Here is a 24439-nt window from a genome sequence, read left to right on the forward strand (position 1 = left end):
CCGCGTGCAGGTCCGAGGGTTCCAGCTACAAGAGCATCATGGGCGGAGGCGGCTACCGGTCGGGCTTCACGTCACCCGAGATGATCCACGCCGGGTGGCTCTCCGACAGCACCACCAAGGTCACCAAGTCGGGGATCTACACGCTGCGTCCCCTGCACGGCACTGGCAGCGGAACGCGGGCACTCGACATCGCGCTGGGCAAGGACCGGCTCGTCCTCGAGTACCGCCACGCGGCGGGCAGCTTCGACGCGACGATCGAGGGTGTGCACGCCTACCGGGTGCCGGCCGGCACGTACAGCGGCGCCTCGCTCATCGACACCACGACGGCGAACAAGACGGCCGCCAACGACGCGCCGGCCGACGTGGACGCCGTCAAGAAGCTGACGGACCGAGCGAACCGGGTCTCCGTGGCGGTCGTCTCCTCCGGCAACGGCACGGCGAAGATCAAGGTCGCGCTCAACGGCGACTCACTCGCCGCCGTCGGAGCCCCCAAGGCGAGCCCGTCCCCGACGCCCACGGCGAGCGTCTCCCCCACCCCGGTGGCGAGCGCGTCCCCGACCGGCGGGGAGGTCGCTGCCGGTGACGCCGGAGCGACCCCTGACGGGTCCACGACGGCGGACCTCGCCGCCACCACCACCGGCACCTCCCGGACAGGGCTGCTCGCCGCCGCCGGTGCGGTGGCGTTGGTGCTGGCCGCCGTCGTGACACTGTTCCTGACGCGCCGTCGCGGTCGCGGTAAGCACGCCTGACGTCGCTGTCCCCGGCACGACCCGCGTCGCGCGACGCCCATCTCCGCACCAACCATAGGCGTTCGTACGCCTATGGTCGGTGGGTGGGCAGCAAACAGGTTCGGCAGGCGTACAGCGCGGTCGCGCCGCTCTACATCGAACTGTTCGGCACCACCGGCCATGTCCACGCGGACGACCTCGCCCTCATCGGCCGGCACCTGACCGTCCGGACCGGCCCGGTGCTCGACCTCGGATGCGGACCGGGCCACCTCACCGACCACCTCCGTTCGCTGGGCGTCGACGCCACCGGGATCGACATGGTTCCCGAGTTCGTCGCGCACGCGCGGGCGACGCATCCGGGCGGCGTCTACCGGCTCGGGTCGCTGGACGACCTCGCCGTCCCGGACCACTCCGTCGCCGGCATCCTCGCCTGGTACTCGCTGATCCACCTCCCGCCGCCGGATCTCGACGCGGTGCTGGCCGGGTTCCGCCGCGCGATCGTCCCGGGTGGACGGCTCGTCGTGGGCATCTTCGTCGGTGACGAGATGGGTGTCTTCGACCACAAGGTCGCCACCGCGTACCGCTGGCCGGTGGACGAGTTCTCCGCGCGGCTGCGGCAGGCCGGGTTCGCCGAGGTCGAGCGCCTGACGCGCCTGGACGGCGACGCCCACCGCCCGCACGCCGCCGTCGCGGCCGGCGCGGCCGGCGGTTGACCCGCCGGCCGTCGCGGGCGAGCGCGGATGCTCACCGCCGTGCAAAGATCAAGGTTTGGAGCCCGACGGCCGGAAGGACACCATGCCTGCGTACGTCATCGCCCACCTCCAGGACGCCGCCCCACACCGGGACATCGCCGAGTACGTCGAGCGGCTTCCGGCCACCTTCGCCCCGTACGGCGGCCGCTTCCTCGTGCACGCCACGCCGCACGAGGTGAAGGAGGGCAGTTGGCCCGGCGCCGTCGTGATGCTCGGCTTCCCGGGGGCCGCCGAGGCACGGGCCTGGTGGGACTCGCCCGCCTACCAGGAGATCGCGCCGCTGCGCTCGCGGCACATCGAGGGCGACATCATCCTGGTCGAGGGCGTCCCCGACGACTACTCCCCGACCGGCATGGCGCAGGCGATCCGGGCGTCGCTGCCAGACGCGTGACCCAGGCCGGCCGCCGCTCCCGCGACCTCGGGATCGTCGTCGGGTCGCTGCCCACCGGGCCGCACAACGCGATGACCGACGTCCCCGGCGTCCTGGTGGGCCACACCACCGTCGACGACGGCGCCGACCTGCACACCGGCGTCACCGCGATCGTGCCGGAACAGCTCGGCCCCGGACGGTGGACGCTGCCCGCCGCGGTGTACGCCGGCAACGGCCACGGGAAGCTCGTCGGCTCGACCCAGGTGGACGAGCTCGGCGTACTCGAATCCCCGGTCGTGCTGACCGCCACGCTGTCGGTGTTCCGGGCGGCGGACGCGCTCCTCGGGCACCTGATGGAGCGCCGGCCGGACGGGCTGTCGTTCAACCCCCTGGTCGGCGAGACGAACGACGGGCACCTGTCGGACATCCGCCGCCGCCCGATCACCGAGGCCCACGTGCTGGCCGCCGTCGCGGGAGCGACCGGCGGACTCCCCGCCGAGGGCTGTGTCGGGGCCGGCGCCGGCACCACAGCCCTGGGCTACAAGGCGGGCATCGGCACCTCGTCCCGCACCGTCCGGACCGCCGGCCGCATCCACACTGTCGGCGCGCTGGTCCAGTCCAACTTCGGCGGCGTCCTCACCGCGCTCGGCGTACCGCTACCGGTGGACGAGCTGGTCCCGGCCGCCGACCGGACCGAGCCACCGGGCAACTCGTGCATGATCGTGGTGGCGACCGACGTACCGCTGGACGCGCGACAGCTCCGGCGGCTCGCCCGCCGGGCGGTGTTCGCCATGGCCCGGGTGGGTGCGTCCTTCAGCAACACCAGCGGGGACTACGCGATCGCGTTCACCACGTCGGATCAGCCGCCGATCCCGGACGCCGCGATCGATCCGGTGTTCGCCGCCGTGCTGGACGCGGTGGAGGAGGCGCTGCTCAACTCGCTGTTCACCGCCGTCACCACGACCGGCGTGGGCGGTCGTACCAGTCACGCGGTTCCCCATCGGGCGGCGGTCGAGCGGCTGGCGGCGGCCGGACGGCTCACGGCCCGGCCGTACGCCTGATCCATTGCGCCTCTCGCCGTAGGCCGTTCGGCGAGGCTCCGGATCCGATCGTCCGCGGCATCGATGCCGATGCTCCGGCCGCTGCCAGCCGTTTCGTCGCTCATCGCACCGGTAACGGCCGGTCTGTCGGCTGAGCGACACTCCGGGCCGGGCACGTCGCCCCAGACTGCCCGCTGTGACCGAACTCCCTCCCCAGAACCAGTGGCACGGCCAGGCTCCGCCGCCGTACCAGCCCGGCATGCCGTTCGCGTCACCGCGACCGTCGTGGTGGCGCCGACAGCCGGCCGCGATCAAGGTGCTCCTCGTCAGCGGCGTCGCGGTCCTCACCTGCTGCGGCGGGCTGCTCGGCATCGGCATCGCCGCCGGCCCGGCCACCGAACCGGACAAGGCACCGGAGAAGGCGGTGGCCCAGGAGGTGCCGACCGTGGCGGCGCCCACCACCGCGGCCCCCGCGCCCGAGGTCAGCACCGTCTCGCCGGAGCCGTCGCCGTCGCCGACCACGGCGGCGCCGACCACCGCGAAGCCCGCGGCGAAGCCGAGCCCGCGCAAGACCACGGCGCCCGCCGTCTACTACAAGAACTGCGATGCCGTACGCGCAGCCGGCAAGGCGCCGCTGCGGCGCGGCGAGCCGGGGTACCGGACCGGGCTGGATCGCGACCTCGACGGCGAGGCATGTGAGCCGGGCGGCGGCAACGGCGACTCCGGAGGCGGCAGCACAGGCGGTGGCGGCAGTTCGGGCGGTGGCGGCAACGACCCGCGCTTCGGCACCTGCAAGGAGGCGAACGCCAACGGCTACGGCCCGTACCGGCAGGGCAAGGATCCCGAGTACTACTGGTACATCGACCGGGACAACGACGGCACGGTCTGCGAGTGACACCCGACGCCGGGGCGGACCGTACGGTGCCGCCCCGGTCGTCACTCCAGCTCGTCGTCGAACGCTCTGCGGGCGCGATCGATCTGCCCCATGTGCGCGTCGGCCCATTCGAGCAGGACGTCGACCGGCGCACGCAGGGTCTTGCCCAGCGGGGTGATCCGGTACTCGACCGCGACCGGGCGCGTCGCCACGACGTGCCGTTCGACGATGCCGTTGCGTTCGAGTCGCCGCAGGGTCGCCGTCAGGGACTTCTGCGTCACCGCCGGGATCGCGCGGCGCAGCTCGTTGAAGCGACAAGGGCGTTCGCACAGCTCGTTGAGGACGCTCAGCGACCACTTGTCCAGCACCTGATCGAGCAGCTCGCGGTGCGGCGCGTCGATGCGCAGCTCGGCGGCACCTCGGCTCGCGGTATCGCTCATGAAACCAGGTCTCCTTGAAGTGTCCTTCGTCAACTAGGTATCAATGGTAAACCTAAGTTGTCCTGCGAAGGAGAAACGATGCCCGTCACCCGCTTCAGCCCCGACGGCCTTCAGCCGAACACGCCGTACCACCACGTGGCAGTCGCCACCGGAGCGCGCCACATCCACGTCAGCGGCCAGGTCGCGCGACTGGGCGACGGCTCACCCGTCGCGCCCGGTGACCTGGCCGGGCAGGTCGCGCAGGTGCTGCGCAACACCGGCCGGGCGCTCGCCGGCGCGGACGCCTCGTTCGAGGACGTGGTCCGGCTGACCTTCTACGTCACCGACTGGACGCCCGAGAAGATCGGGCCGTTCATGGCCGGCATCGAGTCGGTCGTCGAGGAACTCGGCCTGCCGTGGCCGCTTCCGCCGGCCTCGCTGATCGGGGTCGACCACCTCTTCGAGCCCGACGTGCTGGTGGAACTGGAAGCGACCGCGATCGCGCACTGAGCGCGCCCTCCCGATCCAGATGGTCGCGGCGATGGCACCGAGCCGTGTTGCCGTCGACTCATCGGGTGCACTGCCGGGCGGTTGGCCGGCCCCTTGCGGCCGGCCAACCACCGGTGGACCGCATGAGCCATACCCCGCTCGCGCCGGGGTCAGGCAGCTGATCCGGCCCAGTCCGGCTTCACCGCCATCATCTGGGCCGTCTTCGTCGGATCACGATCGACCAGACCGCCGAGCACCTCGTCGATCCGACTCAGCGCGCCCTCATCGAGCGGCTTCCCCGCGGCCGTCACGTTCTCCCTGATCTGCTCCGGCCTGGTGGCCCCCATGACGACGGAGGCGACTCCGGGCCTGCTCAGCACCCAGGCGATGGCGAGCTGCGCGAGGGACAGCCCGGACGCCTCGGCGACCGGACGCAACTCCTCGACGGCGAGGAGCACCTTCTCGCCCAGGACCCGGTTGATGAACCGGGGAGCTCGACCGCCAGACGCCGCCCGCGAACCCTCGGGCCAGGCCTGACCGGGCCGGTACTTTCCGGTGAGCACACCCTGAGCCAGCGGCTGAAAAGCGAGTTGGCCGACACCCTGGCGCACGCAGAGCGGAAGAACCTCCGGCTCGATGACCCGCCAGAGCATGTTGTATTGCGGCTGGTTGGACACGATCCGGCTCCGCAGCCCGAGTTCCCCCGCCATGGTGAAAGCAGCCTCGATCTGCGGCGCGGTCCACTCGGAGACACCCAGGTACAGCACCTTGCCCTGGCGTACCAGGTCGTCGAAGGCGATCAGGGTCTCATCGAGCGGGGTGCCCTCGTCGAAGCGGTGGGCCTGGTAGACGTCGAGGTAGTCGGTGTCGAGCCGCCGCAGGGACGCCTCGCAGGACTCCATGACGTGCTTGCGGGACAACCCCTTGTCGTTCGGCCCGTCGCCGGTGGGCAGGCAGACCTTGCTCGTGATCACCAGGGAGCTCCTCCTCGCCCCGCGCAGACCCTCCGCGAGCACCTCCTCAGCGGCCCCCTGGGCGTACACGTCGGCGGTGTCGAAGGTCGTGATCCCCGCGTCGAGCGCCGCCCGGATGCAGGCCAGCGCCTCCTCACGACCGGCCAGTTCGCCGTGAGTCAGCCAGTTGCCATAGGTGATCTCGCTGACCATCAGGCCGCTACGACCGAGCCGACGATGCTCCATGGATCTGTCCAGCCTCTCGTGGTTCAGGGACGCACCGCCACCGGCTCTGCCGACGTCGGTTCACCGAGGTGGCGCATTGCTCTGTTGTGGAACACTATGGCCTCTTCATCACCGACGGCGACCGCCTCGACCGCCCCGATGATCACCTCGGGTGAGACGACCTACCGGTGCCTCGACAGGGTCCTGGCCTTCGGGCGTGAGCGCTCCGTCAGCGAGGACGACGCGGAGGCCAGGGCGACCGTCCTGGAGAGGACGTGCGACCGACTGGAGTTCGTCAGAGGCCAGGTTCGTCGACGACGTCCTGGCGTATCGGTCTGATCCGACCGGCTACTGGCGCTGTCCCAAGCCGCAGAAAAGATCAAGGCCTCTGACCAGTGGAAACGCTGGTCAGAGGCCTTGATGATGTAAGTGCGCCGAAGGGCTCCGAACCCCTGTCTCTACGCTGGTCAATCATCCCTTCGCACGTGTCGCTGAGTGCTTCTGCGTGCCGGACAAGCGGCTGAGTACCTGCTGGTCTGGGCGCCGGTCGGCCACACAGGACGTGCTGTGCCGTTCACCGTAGGGCCACCTGGTCGACCACACCCACCCGAGCCCGTTCTCGGTGACCTGGGCGGGCCACCGGAATCAGCCCGCGGTGCAGGAACGGATCTGGGCTCTGGCGCTGCTGTTGCCGTTCATCATCGTGGTGAAGCCGAAGGTGTTGCCGCTGCCGTTGGACCGCATCGTCATCACGTAACCGGTGCTGTCCCAACTGGGGGAGCCGTTCCAGGTGGTGGAAACCGCTGCGGCGGCGTCAGAGCCACGACCACGGTCCAGTTGCTGGCCCCCTGAACCGTCACCGAGGTGTTGTACCGGTCACCCCAGACGTTGGGGGTCGTCGCCGTCGCTGTGCATCCGCCGCCGGGAGGCGGAGTGGTCGGCGGCGCAGTGGTCGGCGTGCCGGTCGGCGGCGGAGTGGTCGGCGGCGGAGTGCCGTCCGGGGCCACCGCTCGGCCGGTGCTCGGTGAGATCATGCCCGGACAGAGGTTGCGGCTGCTCAGGTTGGCCATGATCTGCGGAATCGCGTCACGGGTGTTCTGAATGCCGTCGTGCATCAGGATCACCTGGCCGGCCTGGAGGCGGCTGGCGTTGGAGACGATCTGGCTGACACTGGCGCCGTTCCAGTCCTGGGAGTCGACGTCCCAGATCACCTGGCGCAGGCCGAGCGACGTGGCGACCGACTGGAGGGTCGAGTTGGTCTCCCCGTAGGGCGGGCGGAACAACTGCGGCCGGACGCCGGTCGCCGCCTGGATCGCCGAGTTGGTCTGGGAGAGGTCCGACTGCATCTGGCTCTGGCTCATCGAGGTCATGTGCGCGTGGTTCCAACTGTGGTTGGCCACCCACATACCCGCGTCGACCTGGGCCCGCGCGGCGGACTGGTTGCTCTGCACGTTCTGCCCGACGTTGAACATGGTCGCCCGTACCCCGTTCGCACGCAGCACGGACAGCAGTGCGCTGGTGCTGCCGGTCGGCCCGTCATCGAAGGTGAGGCCGACGTACCCGTTGCAGGTGGCGGCGCTGGACGGAGTGGCGGCGACCGCGAGACCGGCGGCACTCAGCGCCACGGTGGAGGCGAGCACGGCCAACCGGGTGAGACGCGATGTTCGGGGGGGCGGACGGGCGGCGGGAGCCGCCGGTGCTGGCGTACATGCGCAGGTCCTCCTTGGGACGGGTGACACCTGACGACGCATGGATTCAATCGACCAGGATTGATGTCGACGCGTTCGGAGTATTGCAGCGGCGTTTCGAACACGTCAACGATTTTCCGGAAGTTTTCCGGAAGACCGGCTGGTCGCTGGTCGACGGTTCCTGCGACGCCGAACCGAGGGCGGTCAACGCGTACTCGACGTGCTGCGGCGGTGTCTCCCTCATGATCGAGCGTCGGCGGTTGCCGAGGGCTACCGTCGTCGCCTACTCACCTGAGGTCCGCAGCCGGCCGCCCGCACGGCAGGATCGTCGCGAGCGGCATCCAGATCGGGATGGACGACGCCAGGTTGCGGTAGTGCGGCTCTTCGCAGACGGCGTGTAAGAGGTCGTCGGTCAGGGCGCCGATCGAGGTTCCGGCGGACACGGTCGTAGCGCATGGTGGTCCGTACGCGGAGGCGAAAAGGGGAAAGAAGAAGGCCGTGACCCTTGTTTCCGCAGGTCACGGCCGTAATCTTTGGTGCGCCCGAAGGGACTCGAACCCCTAACCTTCTGATCCGTAGTCAGATGCTCTATCCGTTGAGCTACGGGCGCCTGGTGCTCGGCCAGTCTACACAACCGGCTTTCGCGCGGAGACTCCGGGATTCGAACCCGGGAGGGGCTTTAAGACCCCAACCGCATTAGCAGTGCGGCGCCATAGACCAGACTAGGCGAAGTCTCCCTGGTGACCCCGAGGTCACCGCGCCCGAGGATACAGGCCCGCACCCGCCCGGGGCAAAGCGGATACCGGGACCGGCCCCCGCCACCGCGTTTCCGTCGTGTGCCAGCTCACGTCCGCGGCTACGCTCCATCGATATGCAGGAGCAGCCGCCGAGCGATCCGCCCCGTCGCGAGCCCGCAGCCAAGGCCCGGCGGAGCCGCTCCCCACGACCGACGTTCAACCCACCGACGCCGGATCCCACCGCGGAGAACGCGACGAGCGACACACCGGCGCCCCGGCGTCCGCGCCGGTCGGCGCCCACAGTCGTCTTCCAGCCGCCGACGCCGCCCGACGCCGCGGCGCCGGCCCCGCGCCCGCGTCCGGCCGCCGATCCCTCGGCAACCGATCCCGGTACGCCGCCCGCAGCGCAAGTCACCCCCACCTCTTCCACAACCGATCCGGGTACGTCTGCCGCAGAGCAGACGGCGGGACCTGCCACGCCCGGCACCCGATCGGGTGACCCGGGCACGGCTGAGCCGCCGCCGGTACCAGGGGAGCCCGCTCCGGAGGCCGGAGAACGCGACCTCGCAGCGGCGACACGTCGGGCAGGAGGCGGGGAGGCCGCATCGACGGCGGATGAGGTGTCCGCCACAGCGGAGCGGCGTCCAGTTGGAGGGCCGTCGGTCACCGAGCCGCCGACCGGTTCAGACGCACCATCGGCCGGGGAGGTGACGCCGAAGCGGACGCGCCGCGCACCTGCGGCCAAGAAGGCCGCCCCGGTCGCGAAGAAGGCCGCCCCGGCGGCCAAGAAGACCGCTCGGAGGGCGTCGTCCCCCAAGCCGGAGGCGCCGTCTCCCGAGCCGGAGGCGCCGGTCGAACCCGCGTTCACCGCACCGGGGCCGCGAGCCGGCGAGCGGGAGCCCGACGGCGTCGAGCCGGTCGCGGCGGAGAAACCGGCCACCGCGCCTCGACCCAGGCGGCCCGTCAAGGCCGAGCCTGCGGCGGAGAAGGCGAGCCCGGCGAAGCGTGCGAAGCGCGCAGCACCGGCCGCCGCCGCGCCGGCCTCCGAGACCACCACCGTCTCGGCGACCGCGCCCGTCGCCCCGGAGCCTGCCGCTTCCGAATCCGAGCCCACGGCCGCCGACCAAGCGCCCGAGGCAGAGCCGGCCGTCATCGAGCAGACCCCCGAGACAGAGCCGGCCGTCATCGAGCAGACCCCCGAGACAGAGCCGGCCGCCGTCGAACGGACACCCCAGGCAGAGCCGGCCGCCGTCGAACGGGCCCCCGAGACAGAGCCCGCCGTCGTCGAGCAGAAGCCCGGACAACTCGGCTTCGCGCGTACCCCGGTGGTGGGCTGGCGGGCGGTGGGGCCGCAACTGCGGGACCACCCCGGGTTCGCGCCGGAGCTGCTGGCCCTGGCGGCGGTCGACGTGCTCGGGCCGCGCGCCCGGGACTGGGTGGATCAGGTCCGGCGGGCCTACCCGGAGGCGGACGCCGACGGGGTGGCCCGGCTGGCGACCCGGCGGTTCGTCCGGACGGCCGGTACGGGTGGGGCGCTGGCGGCGGGTGCCGGGCTGTTCGCGCCGGTCGCGGAGCTGGCGGCGGTGCTGTGGACGCAGGCGAACCTGGTGCTGCATCTGGCGGCGGCGTACGGGCGGGATCCGGCGCATCCGGATCGGGCGGCCGAGCTGCTGGTGCTCACGTTGGTGCACCCGGACGACGGCACCGCGCGGGCGGCGCTGGCGGCGGCTCGGGCGGCCGACGCTCCGGCGGAGGGTCCGTGGGGTCGGGTGGCGGAGGCGGCCTGGCGGCTGGCCACGCCGGTGGCGGCGCAGGCGGGCGGCTGGCTCGGGCTGCGGTTGGCCGCGCGGTTGCTGCCGGGGGCGGCGGCGCTGGCGGCCGCGACGGGCGGTACGGCGACGGCGGAGCGGGTGGCCGCGCGGGCGGTTGCCCGGTACCGGCCACGCCGCGCCTGATCGACACACGTTCGGCGAGGTGGCGGGGTCCCTCGGGCCGCGATACCGCCACCTCGCCGAACCGGCGCAAGCCGACGACTGTGCCGGGCCCACAAGGCCACCAGGCCGGGCATGCCGGCAGCCGCGGTCAGAGCCAGTCGAACCAGGACTTCGGCAGCATCGCGTAGCCGACGAACGCGAAGATGTCGAGCAGCGTGTGCGCGACGATCAGCGGGGCCACCCGACGGGTGCGCAGGTAGAACAGCCCGAAGATCACGCCCATGACGGCGTTGCCGACGAACGCGCCGAAGCCCTGGTAGAGGTGGTACGAGCCGCGCAGCAGGGCGCTCGTGGCGAGCACGGCGCCGATCCGCCAGTTGAGCTGCCGCAGCCGGGTGATCAGGTAGCCGACCACGATCACCTCCTCCAGCACGGCGTTCTGCACGGCGGCGAGGATCAGCACCGGCACCGTCCACCAGAGGTCCGGTAGCGCGGCCGGGACCAGCGTGGCGTTGAGGCCGAGCTGCGCCGCCGCCCAGAACAGCGCCAGCCCGGGCAGGCCGATGAGCGCGGTCAGGCCCGCGCCGCGAGCCAGGTCGGAGGCGGGCCGGCGGAAGTCGACGCCGAGCGTCCGTGCCGGGTCGCCGGGGTCACGCGCCAGCAGGTGTACGGCGAGCAGCACCGGCAGCAGCGCGAAGACGATGCCGAGCAGCTGGTACGTGAGGTCGAGGTACGGGCGGGCCGACGCGGAGGTGTTCAGGGCGGCGGTCTGCTTGGACAGTCCACCGGTCGCGGTCAGCTTCGCGATCAGCGAGACGAGTGCGTACACGGCCGACTGGCCGAGGGACAGACCGAGCACGAGCAGCGTCTCGGTGCCCAGCATCCGGCGGGAGACCGGGCGGGCCAGCTCGTCAACCGTCACCGGACCATGAAAGCACTTCGGCGACCGGGCCGGACGGTCGCACAGTCTGTGCGACCGGCGTACACGCTCCGTGGACATTCTATGGGGGCCGATCCGCCCGTACGGAGAAGGAGCGTGCCCCTGTGGAGAACTTCGCGCGGCTGCTGAAGGAGAGCTGGACCCTGGTCGAGGAGCACCGGGAGCGGCTCAGCGGTCACTTCTACGCCCGGTTGTTCCTCCTCGACCCGGAGCTGCGCAAGCTCTTCCCGGTGCAGATGAACGGCCAGGGCGACCGCATCCTGGAGGCGATCGTCACCGCCACCCAGACGGTGGGCGACCCGGAGAGCTTCGACGAGTACCTGCGGGCGCTGGGCCGGGACCACCGCAAGTACCACGTGGCGGCCGAGCACTACGCGACGATGGGCGTCGCGCTGCTCGACGCGCTGCGCAGCACCGCCGGGGACGGCTGGAACCTGGAGTACGACCAGGCGTGGCGGGAGGCGTACGCGAGCATCAGCGCGCGGATGCTGGCCGGCGCGGAATCCGACGGGAACCCGCCGTTCTGGCACGCCGAGGTGCTGACGCACGAGCGGCACGGCCCGGACACGGCGGTGCTGACCGTACGCGCGCTCCAGGATCCGCTGCCCTGGCGGGCCGGGCAGTACGTGAGCGTGGAGGTGCCCCGCTACCACCCGCGGGTGTGGCGGACGTACTCAGTGGCGAACGCGCCGAACGAGGAGAACGTGCTGGAGTTCCACGTCCGGACGCCGCCGGGCGCGGCCGGTTGGGTGTCCGGCGCGCTGGTACGCCGCACCAAGCCGGGTGACCTGCTGCGGGTGGCCGCGCCGATGGGCTCGATGACGTTGGACCCGGAGTCCACCCGGGACGTCCTCTGCGTGGCCGGCGGCGTCGGCCTGGCGCCGATCAAGGCGCTGGTGGAGGAGCTGACCCGGGTCAACCGGACCCGCTGGGTGCACGTCTTCTACGGCGCCCGCCGCCCGGACGAGCTGTACGGGCTGCCCGGACTGGATGAGCTGGTGGCTGCCCACCCGTGGTTGTCGGTGACGCCGGCGTGCAGCGAGGACCCGGACTTCGGCGGCGAACTCGGTGACGTCTCCGAGGTGGTCACCCGGTACGGACCGTGGACAACGCACGACTGCTACGTCTCCGGCTCGGCCGCGATGGTCCGGGCCACCCTGCGGGCGCTCGCCGCCGACGACGTCCCGCCGGACCACATCCGGTACGACACGTTCGGCAACCTCTGAACCTTGCTCCCCCCGAGCCGGGTCGCGTGCCCCCGCCCCCTGGGGCACGCGACCCGGCCCCCCGTTTCTCAGTAACGCCAGGGGGTGCCGGTCTCGCGGTATTCCTCCACCGGTACCAGCGGCACGCCGGGTGCCATCCGGTCGACGTAGAGCCGCCCCTCCAGGTGGTCGATCTCGTGCGCGACCAGCCGCGCCATCGCGTACTCGTAGGACGTGATCACCCGGCTGCCGTCCCACAGGGCGTGTTCCACGTCGATCCGCAGCGGCCGGGGCACCAGGCCGCGGTGGTCGAAGAAGGAGAGGCACCCCTCGTACTGCTCGTCGGTCTCGGTCGCGGCGTCCACCACCCGGGGGTTGAGCAGCACCACCGGGTCGGCGGCCCGGTCGGCCGGGCGCACGAGCGCCGCGGACCAGCCGATGCCGAGCTGGGGCGCGGCGAGGCCGACGCCCTTGCTGAACGGGTGCAGCTCGTCCAGGCGGACCAGCATCCCGGCGAGCCGGTCGATCACCTCCCGGGCGTGCTGTTCGTCGGCCGGCAGGTCGAACTGTCGGGCCCGCTGCCGCAGCAGGTCGTCGCCGCGCTGCACGATGCCGACGGCCCGCATCCGGTCGCTGGCCCGCACCCGGGTGCCGCCGTTGGACGCGGTGTCCGGTTCGGCGTCCGGCTCGGGGCTGCGGAACCGCCACTGCATCCGGTAGCGGGCGTTCAGCGGCGGGTCGTCGGTCCCCCAGTCGAAGACCACCCGGCCGCCGTCCACCGAACGCTGGATCGGGGTACGCAGCGGCCCCTCCTCCGCCGACAGCGAGGTCTCCGCGCCCCACACCTTGGGGTCGAGGTCCGCGGGCAGGTCGAGCCGCACCGCCAGGTGCCGGGTGGGCAGGCGTACGGCCCGCTGGAACCAGGGGCCCCACTTGTCCCGGCCGACGCGGTACGCGTACTCGATGGTGACCCGGTCGCCGGGGTAGAGCGGGAAGCGTCCCTCGTCGTTCTCGAACAGCAGCCAGATCTCCTTGAACGCGTCCCGGTCGTGCTTGGCCCGCCAGTGCATCGGCTCGCGTCCGCTGCCGTCGTCCCGGTAGGCATTGAGTTGCAGCTCGGCGAAGGTGAGCGGGTGTTCCCGGTGGTGCCGGTTGGAGCGGCCCGGGTCGTTGGGGTAGCGGTCGACGGCGACCCGGACCAGGTAGCGGGTGACCGGTTCGGTGCCGGCGTTGTACAGCTCCCGCCGGATCGCGCAGTGGTAGCCGTCACCGGTGTGGGTGAGCGTGGCCACCTCCCGTTCCACCACGAGGCCGGTGCCGGGGGGAAGCCACTGACCGGGGACGGGCGGGTCGCGGTGCGCGGTGCCGGACCGGCCGTGCCGCAGTTCGTCGTACTCCCGGAAGCGCTGCCAGATCGCGCCGCTGGCCTCCAGGACGGCCTCGGCCCGGCGGGCGAAGTCCTCGGTGGGCCGGTGCCGGCGCCCTTCGACGTGGCTGACGTAGGACGGGTCGAAGCCCATCATCGTGGCCAGTTGCTTCTTGGACAGCCCTCGGCCGGTCCGGTGCCGGGCGAGTTCGGCCGCGAACGAGTCGGCGGCACGCTCGATCGGTGAGGTCGTCATCAGCTTCCTCGTACGCGGGAAGACCATTTTCACGTTGGGTGGCCGAACGTGTACGGAAACTGCCTCGTATTCGACACTCACCTTGACTTTTCAGCGGCGTACGTCGATCCTTACGCCGTCCGCCGCCGGCTCTCCGGCGGCGTTTTCCGTCTCCGAGGCCGGGTAGTACGCCACGGCCGTGGAGTGACGGGGGCCTCCCCGCGATGCCGCGGCACCTCTTCCCCTCCCGCCGGGAGGGTGGTTAGGCTAGCCTTAGCTTGGGTCGACGGCAGGCGCCGACCGCAGGGCGACAGGACAGGGGACGGCCAGGTGACTGCGGTGATGCCGGGGCGCGACGCCGCCACCCCGCTCGCCCCGGTGACCGCGACGCTGCGCGCCATGTTCGGCACCGACGACCTGCCCGGGCTCGCACCCGGCCTGCTGGTCCACGACGAGCTGGACCGCTGGTCCCCGGCCACCCGCCTGATCGACGGCACGCTGCTGACCGAGTTCCTGACCGCCGCCGGCCGCCGCTGGGGCGGCACCCCGCACGCCTGTGCCGCGCTGGCCTGGAAGTCCTACAGCTACTGGACCGCGCTGCCCGCGGTGCTCGGGTGGGCGTCGGCCCGCCGGGTGCCGCTGCTCGACGCGGCCGACGTGCTCGTGCACTTCGAGGACCACCACCAGCTCCTCACGCTGGGGCTGCGCGCCTCCACCCCGGTGGCGGCGCTGCCGAGCGACCCGCTGGCCCTCTCCGGCGCACCGGGCGTGCGGGTGGTGCCGGACGAGGCGGCGCTGCTCGGCGCGCTGCGCGCGTCCCTGCTCGACGCCCACTTCGCGCCGCTGATCGGCGCCATCCAGGGCGAGGTCCGGATCGGCACCCGTACGCTGCTCGGCTCGGTGGCCTCCGGCATCGCGCACGGCATCCTGCGCGCCTCGGACGCGCTGCCCGGCTCGGCCGCGGCGGCCGTCGGCACGGTGCTGGACGCGCTCGACCTGAGCGACCTGGTCGAGCTGGTGCCCGGCCCGGGCGGCGAGCCGACCGTGCAGCGGCGTACCTGCTGCCTGGCGTTCACGCTCCCCCGGCCCAAGGTGTGCCAGGGCTGCTGCGTCCGCCAGGGCTGACCGCTCAGTCGGCCAGCGGTCGGACGTCCCACAACCACACCCCGCCGGTACGCCTCGGCGTGATCCCGCTCAGCTCGGTCATCGCCCGGCGCAGCGCCTCGGCCTGCGGCAGCCGGGGGTCGAGGATCACCGCGCCGGCCCGCCAGTAGCGCAGGTCGTCCACGGCGGCCACCCGGTCCTGCGGGGTGATCGGCGGGACCGCGTCGGTGCGCCGTACCGTCTCGAAGAACGTGCTGGTGGGGCGCGGCGGCGCGGTGAAGAGGGCGATCCGGTCCCCGCCGGGGCGGGTGTCCGGATAGAGGAAGTAGCCGCGGGCCAGCGGCATGTCCAGCCGGGTCTCGGCGGACCAGCGCAGCGGGACCGCGTACGTGGTGTCGGGCAGCGGCAGCGTGACGATGCTCCGCCCGTCGGCGACGTAGGGACGCCAGGCGCCGGAGGTGACGAACGCCGGAGTCGGGTCGAGGCGCTTCGCGGGCAGCGGGGTGGGCAGGATCGGCACCAGCGCCATGGCGAGCACGGTGACCGTGGCGAACCGGATCCGGTCGCGCGCGTCCGGGTGCCGCACGGCGAGCCGCCGGGCCCGGTCGGCGCCGAACGCGAGCAGCACGCCGATGATCGGGGTGAGCGCGAGCGACCAGCGGGTGGGCACCACCGAGTGCAGGACCGGCAGGTTCTCCAGCGCGGCCCAGGGGCCGGGGATGCCGGTGTCCCGCCCGTCGTAGCGGATCTCCCGGCCGAGCGAGAAGAGCGCGAACACGAGCCCGACCGCCGCGAGCCCGAGCACCACGGCGTTGCGGCGCAGCCACCAGACCAGCGCGACCACCAGGATCACCAGCGGCCAGCCGAAGAACGCGTTCTCCTCGGTGGCGTTCTTGACGAGCGGTTCGCTGCCCCGGGCGTCGCCCGCGAGCGACTCGCGCGACCAGGCCACGTACGCGGCGAGGTCGGTGGAGTAGCCCCGGATCAGCGTGGAGAGCCCGCTGTACGCGCCCGGGCCGAAGAACTGGACCCAGAGCGGGTACGCGAGCAGCGCGCCGGCGACCACAGCGGCCACCCCGAGCCCGGCGGCGAACGGGCGGGCCGCCGGCCGCAGGGCGGGCCGCCCGAGCGCCAGCGCGAGCACCACCACGCCGAGCCCGATGGCGGTCATCAGCAGGATCTCCAGGTTGAGGAACGCCTGCCAGACGATCACCAGGCCGAGCAGGATGCCGTTGCGCAGCCAGCGGCCGGGTTCGGCCAGGCGCAGCGTCCGCCAGATGATCAGCGGCACCACGTACTGGCTGACGATGTTGGGGTGCGAGTTGGCGTGCGAGATCATCGCGGGCGCGAACGCGCAGAACGCCGCGCCGAGCCAGGCCGGGCCACGGGCGCCGATGACCACCCGGGAGAGAAGGAAATACCAGGACGCTCCGGTCGCGGCGAGCCCGAGCGTGAGGAAGAGCAGGAATGACCAGCGGGGACCGGCCCAGAGCGTTATCGGGGTCAGCGGTATGGATACGGATAATACGGACGTATTCGCCATAAGATTGACGACGTCCGGCACATTCATCCGGTCCGAGGTGAACGGATAGGCGAAATCGGTGACGACCCGCGCACCGTGCGCCATCATCCATTCGAACTGCGCCTGATCGGTACGATTGTCGCGGACTCCATTGCGCGGATCGGCCCAGAGCCGGGCGGTCACCCAGAACGCGAGCAGCACGAAGCTGAGCACGGCGAGCGCGTCGATCCGCCTACCCTGCCCCGATTTCGCCGCGCTTGCGTCGCTTTCCGGAGTAGTCATGACATTTCAGAGCGTAGTCAGGGTATGACGGGCACGTGCAATGTTCCGGGGAATCACGTACTATGTGTCGAGTTCGCCGACCGCCGAGCGGGCACCCCTCCGGATCACAATTCGGCCCCCCTCCGTCCCCCGATTTCCCCATCAGCCATCCAGATGGTTGACTCTGACGGTCCAGGCGCGGGTCAGTCATATCGTGAGGAATCGACGCATGGCAGAAATCACTGGGGATCAGCGCGTCCAGTCCGAGGTGCTCGAAGGCCTGGCGACCGCTGTCAACCACCGGCAGTGGTTCGTCGAGCTGGCGGTGCCCTACCTCGGTGACAACCCGATCGAGATCGGCAGTGGCCTGGGCGACTACGCCTCGGCCTGGGCCGCCCACGCACCCCGGATCACCGCCACCGAGGCCGACCCGGACCGGCTGATCCAGCTCAAGGAGCGGCTGTCCGACCACCCGGGCGTCGAGGTCCGGCAGATGCTCCTTCCGCACCACGAGCGCGGCGACTACAGCGCAGCCGTCTCCTACAACGTGCTGGAGCACATCGACGACCACGTCGGCGCGCTGCGCAGCATGCGTGACCTGGTCCGCCCCGGCGGCGCCGTGGTCATCATCGTGCCGGCGTTCCAGTTCGCCATGAGCCCCGCCGACATCGCCACCGGCCACGTCCGCCGCTACACCAAGAAGACGCTCGCCGCGGCGATGACCGAGGCGGGCCTCACCGTCGAGCGGATCCACTACGCCAACGCGCTCGGCCTGATCGGCTACTTCATGGCCACCAAGGTCTTCCGGCTGATGCCGAAGGAGGGCCCGATGGTCAAGGTCTACGACACCCTCGTCCTGCCCGTCACCAAGGCCGCCGAGCAGCGCGTCCGGCCGCCGTTCGGCCAGTCCGTCTTCGCTGTCGCCCGCGTACCGGCCTGAGGGCCGGGGGCCGCGACGGCCCCCGGCCGCCGGTCACTCCTTGATCTGGTACGTCGGGCGGATGACCGCCCGGGCCAGGGTGTGGAACGCCAGGTTGAAGCCGACGAAGGCCGGGCTGGCCCCGGCGGGGATGTCGAGGCGGTCCACGTCCACCGCGTGCACCGCGAACACGTACCGGTGCGGGCGGTCCCCGGCCGGCGGCGCGGCGCCCCCGTAGCCGGTGTCGCCGTAGTCGTTGCGGACGCTGAACGCGCCGCCGAGGTCGGCCTCACGCACGCCGGTGGGCAGCTCGGTGACGGACGCGGGAACGTTCACCAGCACCCAGTGCCAGAAGCCGCTGCCGGTCGGGGCGTCCGGGTCGAAGCAGGTGACCACGAAGCTCCTAGTCTCGGCCGGGAAGCCCGACCAGGACAGCTGCGGTGAGACGTTCTCGCCGCCGGTGCTCCCGTGCGCGTACCGCGCGTCCATCGGCTCGCCGTTGTGCACGTCGTCGCTGGTCAGGTCGAACGACGGCACCGTCGGCAGCAGCTCGTACGGGTCCGGGGCGATCGGTCGTTCCAGGGTCATCGAAACGGTCCTTCCGGGTACGCGAATGTCCTGCGCCCCTTCATACCCCGTTGTCCGCGCCGGCGTGCTGCCGCCGCACCATCTCGTTGATCCAGACCGGCGCGTACGGGGACGTGCAGCCCGGTGGCGTCGGATAGTCCTTGAGCACGCCGAGCCGCTCGCCGATCCCGATCGCGCGCTCCCGGTACGCCGGGTGTTCGATCCCGATCTGCGCCAGGCAGTGGTTCATCGCCCACTGGAGGCGCTCCGGCGCGTCCGCCATCTCCGCCTCGACCACGTCGAGCAGGGCGGCCAGGTCCAGCCCGTCCGGGTTCCGCGCCACCCGCTCGGTGGTGAGCGCCCAGCCGGCGCTCGCCACCACCGGATCCCTGTCGGCCGACCAGGCCAGGCGCAGCGGCTCCGCGTGCGGGCTCTTCTTCACCACGTAGTTGACGAGCCAGTCGTGCACCTTCGGCGTGCGCGCCTCGCGCAGCATGGCGTCCAGCTCGTCCCGCCCGTACGCCTTCGGCCGGCAGATCAGCAGCGCCAGCAGCCGGGCCGCGCTGTCCCCGGTCGCCCACAGCTCGCGGGCCAGCTCCTGCTGCGTCTTCAGCCGCTTCGCGATCGCCCGCAGCTTGCCCAGGTTGACCCCGTGGTCGTCGCCGTGCCGTTCGTTGACCGCGCGGATCTTCGGGTCGTCGAGCGCGGCCAGCTCGGCCGTCACCCCGGCCGCAGTCCTCGTCTCCGCCATCCCGGCCTCCCGTCGTCGCCGCGTCACGCAGCCTACGGCCCTCAACAAACCGAAGGCCGCTGCTCCACGCCGCAACGGGTCACGATCAGGCTCACCACCCGTACGGCGCACGGCGATGCAGTCCGTCCGTCCCTGCCCAGCTGGGAACCTCCACTTCGAACATCACCTGCCTATCCGTCAGTTTTATGACTGCGTAGTCGGTCCCCAAACTTCGGTTTTGCGGACATCGGCAGGGTGCCACGAGGCAGCGCTGGCCCATAGCATCTAGCAGTGTGGAACTTTCTCCGTTCAGGACAAAACGGCGCGCAGGCTGCCGCAGACCTGGAGGAGCTAGTTCAGGGACTCGATGGGCTGGTCGGCGGGCTACCAACTGATCCAGCAGTCGCAGCAAATATCTACCTCATGTGGGTGGAGAGAGCCGAACGACGGCTAATGGCGATATACCAACGTTTCGCCATCCCGCAACACCTCCACTCCGACAGATATTGGCGGATACGCACCATCGACTCTCTCACCAGCCGTCCCATACCTCTCATTGTTGCCGAAATCGAGATGCAGAAGAGACATCTCTCGGAGCTACTGGCCCAACTGCGCCACTACATTTCCATATTAGCGCTGCCAGCCGACCACTGGATTGTTGTTCCGGACACAAACGTTTACGTTCACGGCCGGCTTTTCCACGAGGTGGAGTGGCACAGGGAAATTGGCTCCCGCCGTGCCACAGTCGTCATGCCTCTGGTTGTTCTCGACGAGCTTGACCGAATTAAAGATCGGGATCCAGATTTCGGAAGGCGAGCGCAGAGCGTCCTGCGGGCACTAGACAGACTCACACAAAATAGGGACTGGCTCACCCCGATGCAGCTGCGTCAAAATGTTTGGCTGCAGCTCGTGAATGAGCCAGCAAATCATCAACGCCAGCAGGGCAACGACGATGAGATAGTCCGCCAGTCCGGCTACTTCGCCCAACTAAATACTGACCGCCTGGTTCTCCTTACGCGCGACCGCGGAATGCGACTTCGGGCGCAGGCGGCAGGCTTGAACAGCCAAACGCTCCCCCAACATCTTGAAAGGATCAGGTCGACGAATTCATGACGGACGCTGACGAGTACCCCGTTCGGCAGGTTCCAAGGGATAAGAGCGGGAGGATGGAACTTCTAGCCCTACGCCCGCCACTCTGGGAGTACCTGCTTTTTGGCAATGCCCTGTACCTTGCCCGGGCAGCTCATGAGGCGCGCTGGCGAGATCACCAACTCGGGTACAGCCTTCAGGTCGGACCCGTTATCGAGCCGAACCAGATACCGACAGTGCTTAGCGAACGCCTTTCTCACGTCAGTGCGATTGTGAGCAACCTTGCATCCATTGTTTCTGGCGCTGCGCAGGAACGCGCCTTCGGCAAACCGGGAGAGCCGGGGGATCCCGTCCTAGTTGAGCATATGGCGAGTCGCCTCATCGGCCTTTACGCGCTACTACTCGACTGGACAGAGGGAACGAGAGCGTTGAGGGTGCCGGATTGGGCAGACAGGTTGAAAGAGACGCTTGTCTCCTATGCGGCACAGCCCATCGAACGGACACACGACTTTGTTGATGAATTCATCACGAATATTGAAGATGTGATCCACAAACTGGCTGACGGCCAAGAAGGTCCTCACCACATCGTCATGCACATCACCTTTGAAATAAGTGACGAGCTTAGCCGCCAATTCGATGAAGAACTCCACCGGATTAGGCGCCACATTGCGTAGTTTTTCCGTCATCTACAGGCGGCGCTGACCCATCAGGGTCGCCCCCCAATCCGACGTCGGCGGTAGTCATGGGCGGCTTGCCCTACTTTAGAGCGGAGGGTGTGGGATTCGAACCCACGAAGACATCGCTGCCTTACCGGTTTTCAAGACCAGCGCCATCGGCCACTAGGCGAACCCTCCCGGCACGCCCCCGATGGGTGCGCGACCGGGGACCAGTCTGCCACGAACCCTCTACCGGGCAAGCCGCCGTCCCACCTCCGCTGCGAGAATGTGTGCGTGTGGGAGAGCCCGGCAGTGGGGCTGATCAGCGGAATCATGGCCGCAGACAAGTCCACAGTGGCCGAAGGGCTGCCCCGCTCGGTGCATCTGCGCGGGGACGTGTTCCGTCGCATGATCGTCAGCAGGCGGGCCGACATGACCGCCGATCGGTATGCCCCAGCAGGCTTCACCGTCGTACTTCAGGACGGTGACGGAGATCCTCGCCCGCGCGCGGACCGACGGGCAGATCGGGTAAGACTGAACCATGCGCGCAGTCACGATCACGGAACCCGGCGGACCCGAGGCGCTCGTCTGGGCCCACGTGCCCGATCCCGAGCCCGGCCCCGGTGAGGTGGTCGTCGAGGTGCGTGCGAGCGCGGTGAACCGGGCCGACCTGTTGCAGCGGCAGGGGCACTACCCGCCGCCGCCGGGCGCGTCCGCGTACCCCGGTCTGGAGTGTTCGGGGACGGTGCGTGCGCTCGGTCCCGGCGTGACCGGCTGGTCGGTGGGCCAGGAGGTCTGCGCGCTGCTGGCCGGCGGCGGCTATGCCGAGCAGGTCGCGGTGCCGGCCGGGCAGTTGCTGCCGGTGCCGGCCGGGGTGGATCTGGTCGACGCGGCGGCGCTGCCGGAGGTGGCCTGCACGGTCTGGTCGAACGTGGTGGACCTGGCCCGCCTGACCGAGGGGGACACGCTGCTGGTGCACGGCGGCGGCAGCGGGATCGGCACGTTCGCGATCCAGCTCGGCGTGGCGCTCGGCGCGACGGTGGTGGTGACTGCCCGCTCGGCGAAGCACGAGCGGCTGCGCGAGCTGGGCGCCGCGCACACGATCGACTACCGCGAGCAGGACTTCGTCGACGAGGTACGCCGGGTCACCGACGGCCGGGGCGCGGACGTGATCCTGGACATCATGGGTGCGTCCTACCTGCCCCGGAACGTGGCCGCGCTGGCGACCGGCGGGCGGCTCGTGGTGATCGGCATGCAGGGCGGGCGCAAGGGCGAACTCGACCTGGGGATGCTGCTGGCGAAGCGGGCCGCGGTGCACGCGACAGCGTTGCGGTCCCGCCCGGTGGACGACAAGGCGGCGATCGTCCGGGGCGTACGCGAGCAGGTGTGGCCCCTGGTGGAGGCGGGCCGGGTCCGGCCGGTGGTGCACGCCCGGGTGGACATGGCCGACGCGGCCGCCGCGCACCGCCTGGTGGAGACCAACGACCACGTGGGCAAGGTGCTGCTGGTCCGGTGAGGGTCAGCCCTGGCCGGGGCGCGGGAGCATGAGGCGCGGGCCGGGGCCTTCGGCGGCGAGCGAGTCCTCCGGGTTGTAGAGCGTGCAGCGCTGCAACGACAGGCAGCCGCAGCCGATGCAGCCGTCCAGGTCGTCGCGGAGCTTGCCGAGCAGCCGGATCCGTTCGTCCAGCCGGTCCCGCCAGGCGCGGGACAGCGCGGCCCAGTCGTCGGGCGTGGGGGTACGCCCCGACGGCAGCGAGTCGAGCGCCTCGCGGATCTCCTCCAGCGAGACACCGACCTGCTGGGAGATCCGGATGAAGGCGACCCGGCGCAGCTCGGTGCGGGCGTAGCGGCGCTGGTTCCCGCCGGTGCGGGCGGCGTGGATCAGGCCGAGCCGCTCGTAGTAGCGCAGCGCCGAGGGGGCGACGCCACTGCGGTCGGCGAGCTGCCCGATGGTCAGTGTTGCTTCGTGCATCACACGGCCTTGAGTTGAAGTTCGCTTCAAGTCCGAGGCTATCGGTATGACGACGACCACCGCCACCGACCTGGACGCGCTCCTGGACCGGGTGCGCGCCGGCCGCGAGTTCGGCGCCAACGTGTACTCGACGCTCGACGTGCTCCAGGTGCTCTACGACCGGGTGGTCCGGATCACCCCGGCCACCCTGGCCGACCCGGACCGGGACCGCTTCCTGCTCTCCAAGGGCCACGCGGTCGCCGGGTACTACGCACTGCTCGCCGCCCGCGGCTTCCTGCCCGCCGAGTGGCTGGACGACCAGGGCGGCCCGGCGAGCCGGCTCGGCGACCACCCGGACCGCACGCTGGTGCCGGGCGTGGAGATCGGTTCCGGTTCGCTGGGCCACGGGCTCGGGCTGGGCGTGGGCACCGCGCTCGGGCTGCGGGCCCAGGGCCGCACCGGACCCCGGGTGTACGTGCTGCTCGGCGACGCCGAACTGGACGAAGGCTCCAACCACGAGGCGATCGCGTACGCGGGCGCGACCGGGCTGGGCAACCTGACCGCGATCGTGCTGGACAACCGCTCGGCCACGTACGGCTGGCCGGGCGGCGCGGCGAGCCGGTTCACGGTGAACGGGTGGAGCGCCGCCACGGTCGACGGGCGCGACCACGACGCCCTGCACGCCGCCCTCACCGGGCACGACGATCACCGGCCGCACGTCGTCGTCGCGGTCGTCACGGACGGGGAGGGACGATGAGCAGCACCATGCGGGACGCGTTCGTGACCAGCACCGAGGAGGTGCTCGCCGATCCGCGTACGACAGTCGTGCTCGCCGACATCTCCGCCGCCGCGTTCGAGCCGGCCGCCGCCCGGTACCCGGACCGGGTGATCAACGTGGGCATCCGGGAGCAGTTGATGATCGGGGTGGCCGGAGGGCTGGCGCTGACCGGGCAGCGGCCGATCGTGCACAGCTACGCCCCGTTCCTGGTCGAGCGGGCGTACGAGCAGATCAAGCTGGACCTCGACCACCAGGACGCCGGCGCGGTGCTCGTCGGCATCGGCGGCTCGTACGACCGGGCGTCGGCCGGACGCACCCACCTCGGGCCGGCGGACGTGGCGCTGCTGGACACACTGGACGGCTGGACCGTGCACGTGCCGGGGCACCCGGACGAGGTCCGGCCGCTGCTGCGCGACGCCGTGTGCGGGCAGGACTCGGCGTACCTGCGGTTGTCGATCCGGAGCAACACCGCCGCGTACCCGCAGGCGGGCGACCTGCATGTGGTCCGGGACGCCGGGCCGGGCGCGCCGCTGCTGGTCGCGGTCGGCCCGGTGCTGGACGCGGCGGTGGCGGCGACGGCCGACCGGCCGGTCACAGTGGCCTACACCCACCGGCCGCGACCGTTCGACACGGCCGGGCTGCGGGCGCTCGCCGGGACCGAGGTGATCCTGGTCGAGCCGTACCTGGCGGGCACCTCGGCGCGGATGGTGTCGGAGGCGCTGGCCGACCGGCCGCACCGGTTGCTGGCGCTCGGGGTGGGCCGCAGGGACCTGCGCCGCTACGGCAGCGCCGAGGACCACGAACGCTGGCACGGCCTGGACGCCGCCGGTCTGCGCCGCTCGGTCGACGCGTTCCTCACCTGAGCGGCCCGGACACGACGGAACCCCGCGACCTCGGCTGGTGCCGG

At 71.0% G+C, this 24439-nt stretch carries 25 protein-coding genes and 3 tRNA genes; 16 read left to right on the top strand and 12 right to left on the bottom strand.

Features of this window, described 5'->3' with window-relative positions; translation table 11 throughout:
* The first annotated feature begins 38 nt into the window (after positions 1 to 38).
* The 5 genes from ACN27D_RS12580 (at position 39) to ACN27D_RS12600 (ending at position 3785) form a co-directional block, all read left to right on the top strand.
* The gene (locus ACN27D_RS12580) at positions 39 to 749 is read left to right on the top strand and encodes a hypothetical protein (protein ID WP_421499155.1); all 711 of its coding nucleotides are present in this window, start codon (positions 39 to 41) and stop codon (positions 747 to 749) included.
* Positions 750 to 832: 83 nt separating this feature from the next.
* Complete coding sequence (locus tag ACN27D_RS12585; protein WP_421499156.1) at positions 833 to 1441, top strand: class I SAM-dependent DNA methyltransferase; 609 nt, start codon at positions 833 to 835, stop codon at positions 1439 to 1441.
* A gap of 82 nt (positions 1442 to 1523) precedes the next feature.
* Entirely contained in the window at positions 1524 to 1871 is a 348-nt protein-coding gene (locus ACN27D_RS12590) for a DUF1330 domain-containing protein (RefSeq protein WP_121684383.1), read from the top strand.
* A complete protein-coding gene (locus tag ACN27D_RS12595; RefSeq protein ID WP_421499157.1) occupies positions 1868 to 2911 on the top strand; it encodes a P1 family peptidase in 1044 nt (347 codons plus the stop codon). The genes ACN27D_RS12590 and ACN27D_RS12595 overlap by 4 nt, the downstream gene beginning before the upstream one ends.
* Positions 2912 to 3086: 175 nt before the next feature.
* Entirely contained in the window at positions 3087 to 3785 is a 699-nt protein-coding gene (locus ACN27D_RS12600) for an excalibur calcium-binding domain-containing protein (RefSeq protein WP_357898633.1), read from the top strand.
* Positions 3786 to 3826: 41 nt separating this feature from the next.
* On the opposite strand, the gene ACN27D_RS12605 is transcribed toward ACN27D_RS12600, so the two are convergent.
* Complete coding sequence (locus tag ACN27D_RS12605; protein WP_421499158.1) at positions 3827 to 4204, bottom strand: winged helix-turn-helix transcriptional regulator; 378 nt, start codon at positions 4202 to 4204, stop codon at positions 3827 to 3829.
* A 78-nt stretch (positions 4205 to 4282) separates the two neighbouring features.
* Here ACN27D_RS12605 and ACN27D_RS12610 point away from each other — a divergent pair, with 78 nt between their 5' ends.
* Positions 4283 to 4693: a RidA family protein gene (locus tag ACN27D_RS12610; RefSeq protein WP_421499159.1), complete on the top strand. Its 411-nt coding sequence runs from the start codon at positions 4283 to 4285 to the stop codon at positions 4691 to 4693.
* A 149-nt stretch (positions 4694 to 4842) separates the two neighbouring features.
* Here ACN27D_RS12610 and ACN27D_RS12615 read toward each other — a convergent pair whose 3' ends face one another.
* Together ACN27D_RS12615 and ACN27D_RS12620 are read right to left on the bottom strand one after the other, a co-directional pair.
* On the bottom strand, positions 4843 to 5871 hold the full coding sequence (locus ACN27D_RS12615; protein WP_120572633.1) for an aldo/keto reductase family protein: 1029 nt from the start codon (positions 5869 to 5871) through the stop codon (positions 4843 to 4845).
* Positions 5872 to 6599: 728 nt separating this feature from the next.
* Positions 6600 to 7490 carry a polysaccharide deacetylase family protein gene (locus ACN27D_RS12620; RefSeq protein WP_421499160.1) on the bottom strand — a complete coding sequence of 297 codons (891 nt, stop codon included), beginning with the start codon at positions 7488 to 7490 and terminating at the stop codon, positions 6600 to 6602.
* Between the two features lie 56 nt (positions 7491 to 7546).
* Between ACN27D_RS12620 and ACN27D_RS12625 the strand changes: the two genes are divergently transcribed.
* Complete coding sequence (locus ACN27D_RS12625; protein ID WP_421499161.1) at positions 7547 to 7939, top strand: hypothetical protein; 393 nt, start codon at positions 7547 to 7549, stop codon at positions 7937 to 7939.
* Positions 7940 to 8072: 133 nt separating this feature from the next.
* Here ACN27D_RS12625 and ACN27D_RS12630 read toward each other — a convergent pair.
* A tRNA-Arg gene (locus ACN27D_RS12630) sits at positions 8073 to 8148 on the bottom strand.
* Between the two features lie 36 nt (positions 8149 to 8184).
* A tRNA-Ser gene (locus ACN27D_RS12635) sits at positions 8185 to 8275 on the bottom strand.
* Positions 8276 to 8982: 707 nt separating this feature from the next.
* Here ACN27D_RS12635 and ACN27D_RS12640 point away from each other — a divergent pair.
* The gene (locus tag ACN27D_RS12640) at positions 8983 to 10230 is read left to right on the top strand and encodes a hypothetical protein (RefSeq protein ID WP_421499162.1); all 1248 of its coding nucleotides are present in this window, start codon (positions 8983 to 8985) and stop codon (positions 10228 to 10230) included.
* Between the two features lie 127 nt (positions 10231 to 10357).
* On the opposite strand, the gene ACN27D_RS12645 is transcribed toward ACN27D_RS12640, so the two are convergent.
* Positions 10358 to 11131, bottom strand: coding sequence for a CPBP family intramembrane glutamic endopeptidase (locus tag ACN27D_RS12645; RefSeq protein ID WP_013477452.1), 774 nt, complete (start codon positions 11129 to 11131; stop codon positions 10358 to 10360).
* A 122-nt stretch (positions 11132 to 11253) separates the two neighbouring features.
* Here ACN27D_RS12645 and ACN27D_RS12650 point away from each other — a divergent pair, with 122 nt between their 5' ends.
* Positions 11254 to 12375: a globin domain-containing protein gene (locus ACN27D_RS12650; protein WP_421499163.1), complete on the top strand. Its 1122-nt coding sequence runs from the start codon at positions 11254 to 11256 to the stop codon at positions 12373 to 12375.
* Positions 12376 to 12443: 68 nt separating this feature from the next.
* Here the strand turns inward: ACN27D_RS12650 and ACN27D_RS12655 are convergent, their stop codons facing one another.
* The gene (locus ACN27D_RS12655) at positions 12444 to 13976 is read right to left on the bottom strand and encodes a peptide deformylase (RefSeq protein ID WP_421499164.1); all 1533 of its coding nucleotides are present in this window, start codon (positions 13974 to 13976) and stop codon (positions 12444 to 12446) included.
* Between the two features lie 321 nt (positions 13977 to 14297).
* On the opposite strand from ACN27D_RS12655, the gene ACN27D_RS12660 reads away from it, so the two are divergent.
* Positions 14298 to 15080: a hypothetical protein gene (locus tag ACN27D_RS12660; RefSeq protein WP_358171348.1), complete on the top strand. Its 783-nt coding sequence runs from the start codon at positions 14298 to 14300 to the stop codon at positions 15078 to 15080.
* A gap of 4 nt (positions 15081 to 15084) precedes the next feature.
* Here the strand turns inward: ACN27D_RS12660 and ACN27D_RS12665 are convergent, their stop codons facing one another.
* Positions 15085 to 16863, bottom strand: coding sequence for a hypothetical protein (locus tag ACN27D_RS12665; RefSeq protein ID WP_421499165.1), 1779 nt, complete (start codon positions 16861 to 16863; stop codon positions 15085 to 15087).
* A 208-nt stretch (positions 16864 to 17071) separates the two neighbouring features.
* On the opposite strand from ACN27D_RS12665, the gene ACN27D_RS12670 reads away from it, so the two are divergent.
* Positions 17072 to 17782, top strand: coding sequence for a class I SAM-dependent methyltransferase (locus ACN27D_RS12670; protein WP_120572621.1), 711 nt, complete (start codon positions 17072 to 17074; stop codon positions 17780 to 17782).
* Between the two features lie 33 nt (positions 17783 to 17815).
* On the opposite strand, the gene ACN27D_RS12675 is transcribed toward ACN27D_RS12670, so the two are convergent.
* Positions 17816 to 18349 carry a YbhB/YbcL family Raf kinase inhibitor-like protein gene (locus ACN27D_RS12675; protein ID WP_120572620.1) on the bottom strand — a complete coding sequence of 178 codons (534 nt, stop codon included), beginning with the start codon at positions 18347 to 18349 and terminating at the stop codon, positions 17816 to 17818.
* Between the two features lie 40 nt (positions 18350 to 18389).
* Complete coding sequence (locus ACN27D_RS12680; protein WP_121684358.1) at positions 18390 to 19079, bottom strand: DNA alkylation repair protein; 690 nt, start codon at positions 19077 to 19079, stop codon at positions 18390 to 18392.
* A 270-nt stretch (positions 19080 to 19349) separates the two neighbouring features.
* On the opposite strand from ACN27D_RS12680, the gene ACN27D_RS12685 reads away from it, so the two are divergent.
* Both ACN27D_RS12685 and ACN27D_RS12690 read left to right on the top strand, forming a co-directional pair.
* Positions 19350 to 20171, top strand: coding sequence for a PIN domain-containing protein (locus ACN27D_RS12685; protein WP_358170516.1), 822 nt, complete (start codon positions 19350 to 19352; stop codon positions 20169 to 20171).
* Entirely contained in the window at positions 20168 to 20821 is a 654-nt protein-coding gene (locus ACN27D_RS12690; protein WP_358170518.1) for a hypothetical protein, read from the top strand. The genes ACN27D_RS12685 and ACN27D_RS12690 overlap by 4 nt, the downstream gene beginning before the upstream one ends.
* 93 nt (positions 20822 to 20914) lie before the next feature.
* Here the strand turns inward: ACN27D_RS12690 and ACN27D_RS12695 are convergent.
* Positions 20915 to 21001: transfer RNA gene (locus ACN27D_RS12695), tRNA-Ser, on the bottom strand.
* Positions 21002 to 21344: 343 nt separating this feature from the next.
* Here ACN27D_RS12695 and ACN27D_RS12700 point away from each other — a divergent pair.
* The gene (locus ACN27D_RS12700) at positions 21345 to 22319 is read left to right on the top strand and encodes an NAD(P)H-quinone oxidoreductase (RefSeq protein ID WP_421499166.1); all 975 of its coding nucleotides are present in this window, start codon (positions 21345 to 21347) and stop codon (positions 22317 to 22319) included.
* Between the two features lie 3 nt (positions 22320 to 22322).
* Here ACN27D_RS12700 and soxR read toward each other — a convergent pair whose 3' ends face one another.
* Positions 22323 to 22775 carry a redox-sensitive transcriptional activator SoxR gene (gene soxR, locus ACN27D_RS12705; protein ID WP_120572617.1) on the bottom strand — a complete coding sequence of 151 codons (453 nt, stop codon included), beginning with the start codon at positions 22773 to 22775 and terminating at the stop codon, positions 22323 to 22325.
* 46 nt (positions 22776 to 22821) lie between these two features.
* Here soxR and ACN27D_RS12710 point away from each other — a divergent pair, with 46 nt between their 5' ends.
* Both ACN27D_RS12710 and ACN27D_RS12715 read left to right on the top strand, forming a co-directional pair.
* Positions 22822 to 23511 carry a transketolase gene (locus ACN27D_RS12710; protein WP_421499167.1) on the top strand — a complete coding sequence of 230 codons (690 nt, stop codon included), beginning with the start codon at positions 22822 to 22824 and terminating at the stop codon, positions 23509 to 23511.
* Positions 23512 to 23519: 8 nt separating this feature from the next.
* On the top strand, positions 23520 to 24395 hold the full coding sequence (locus ACN27D_RS12715; RefSeq protein WP_421501138.1) for a transketolase family protein: 876 nt from the start codon (positions 23520 to 23522) through the stop codon (positions 24393 to 24395).
* The last annotated feature ends 44 nt before the right edge of the window (positions 24396 to 24439 follow it).

It is taken from the genome of Micromonospora sp. WMMD1274 (assembly GCF_049179035.1).
Lineage (GTDB): Bacteria > Actinomycetota > Actinomycetes > Mycobacteriales > Micromonosporaceae > Micromonospora > Micromonospora tulbaghiae.

Excerpts from the sequence above, each read along its gene's own strand:
- ACN27D_RS12580 (WP_421499155.1), top strand. The coding sequence starts at position 39 with ATGGGCGGAGGCGGCTACCGGTCGGGCTTCACGTCACCCGAGATGATC.
- ACN27D_RS12590 (WP_121684383.1), top strand. The coding sequence starts at position 1,524 with ATGCCTGCGTACGTCATCGCCCACCTCCAGGACGCCGCCCCACACCGG.
- ACN27D_RS12605 (WP_421499158.1), bottom strand. The coding sequence starts at position 4,204 with ATGAGCGATACCGCGAGCCGAGGTGCCGCCGAGCTGCGCATCGACGCG.
- ACN27D_RS12610 (WP_421499159.1), top strand. The coding sequence starts at position 4,283 with ATGCCCGTCACCCGCTTCAGCCCCGACGGCCTTCAGCCGAACACGCCG.
- ACN27D_RS12615 (WP_120572633.1), bottom strand. The coding sequence starts at position 5,871 with ATGGAGCATCGTCGGCTCGGTCGTAGCGGCCTGATGGTCAGCGAGATC.
- ACN27D_RS12655 (WP_421499164.1), bottom strand. The coding sequence starts at position 13,976 with ATGACGACCTCACCGATCGAGCGTGCCGCCGACTCGTTCGCGGCCGAA.
- ACN27D_RS12660 (WP_358171348.1), top strand. The coding sequence starts at position 14,298 with ATGCCGGGGCGCGACGCCGCCACCCCGCTCGCCCCGGTGACCGCGACG.
- ACN27D_RS12665 (WP_421499165.1), bottom strand. The coding sequence starts at position 16,863 with ATGACTACTCCGGAAAGCGACGCAAGCGCGGCGAAATCGGGGCAGGGT.
- ACN27D_RS12670 (WP_120572621.1), top strand. The coding sequence starts at position 17,072 with ATGGCAGAAATCACTGGGGATCAGCGCGTCCAGTCCGAGGTGCTCGAA.
- ACN27D_RS12675 (WP_120572620.1), bottom strand. The coding sequence starts at position 18,349 with ATGACCCTGGAACGACCGATCGCCCCGGACCCGTACGAGCTGCTGCCG.
- ACN27D_RS12680 (WP_121684358.1), bottom strand. The coding sequence starts at position 19,079 with ATGGCGGAGACGAGGACTGCGGCCGGGGTGACGGCCGAGCTGGCCGCG.
- ACN27D_RS12690 (WP_358170518.1), top strand. The coding sequence starts at position 20,168 with ATGACGGACGCTGACGAGTACCCCGTTCGGCAGGTTCCAAGGGATAAG.
- ACN27D_RS12700 (WP_421499166.1), top strand. The coding sequence starts at position 21,345 with ATGCGCGCAGTCACGATCACGGAACCCGGCGGACCCGAGGCGCTCGTC.
- soxR (WP_120572617.1), bottom strand. The coding sequence starts at position 22,775 with ATGCACGAAGCAACACTGACCATCGGGCAGCTCGCCGACCGCAGTGGC.
- ACN27D_RS12710 (WP_421499167.1), top strand. The coding sequence starts at position 22,822 with ATGACGACGACCACCGCCACCGACCTGGACGCGCTCCTGGACCGGGTG.
- ACN27D_RS12715 (WP_421501138.1), top strand. The coding sequence starts at position 23,520 with ATGCGGGACGCGTTCGTGACCAGCACCGAGGAGGTGCTCGCCGATCCG.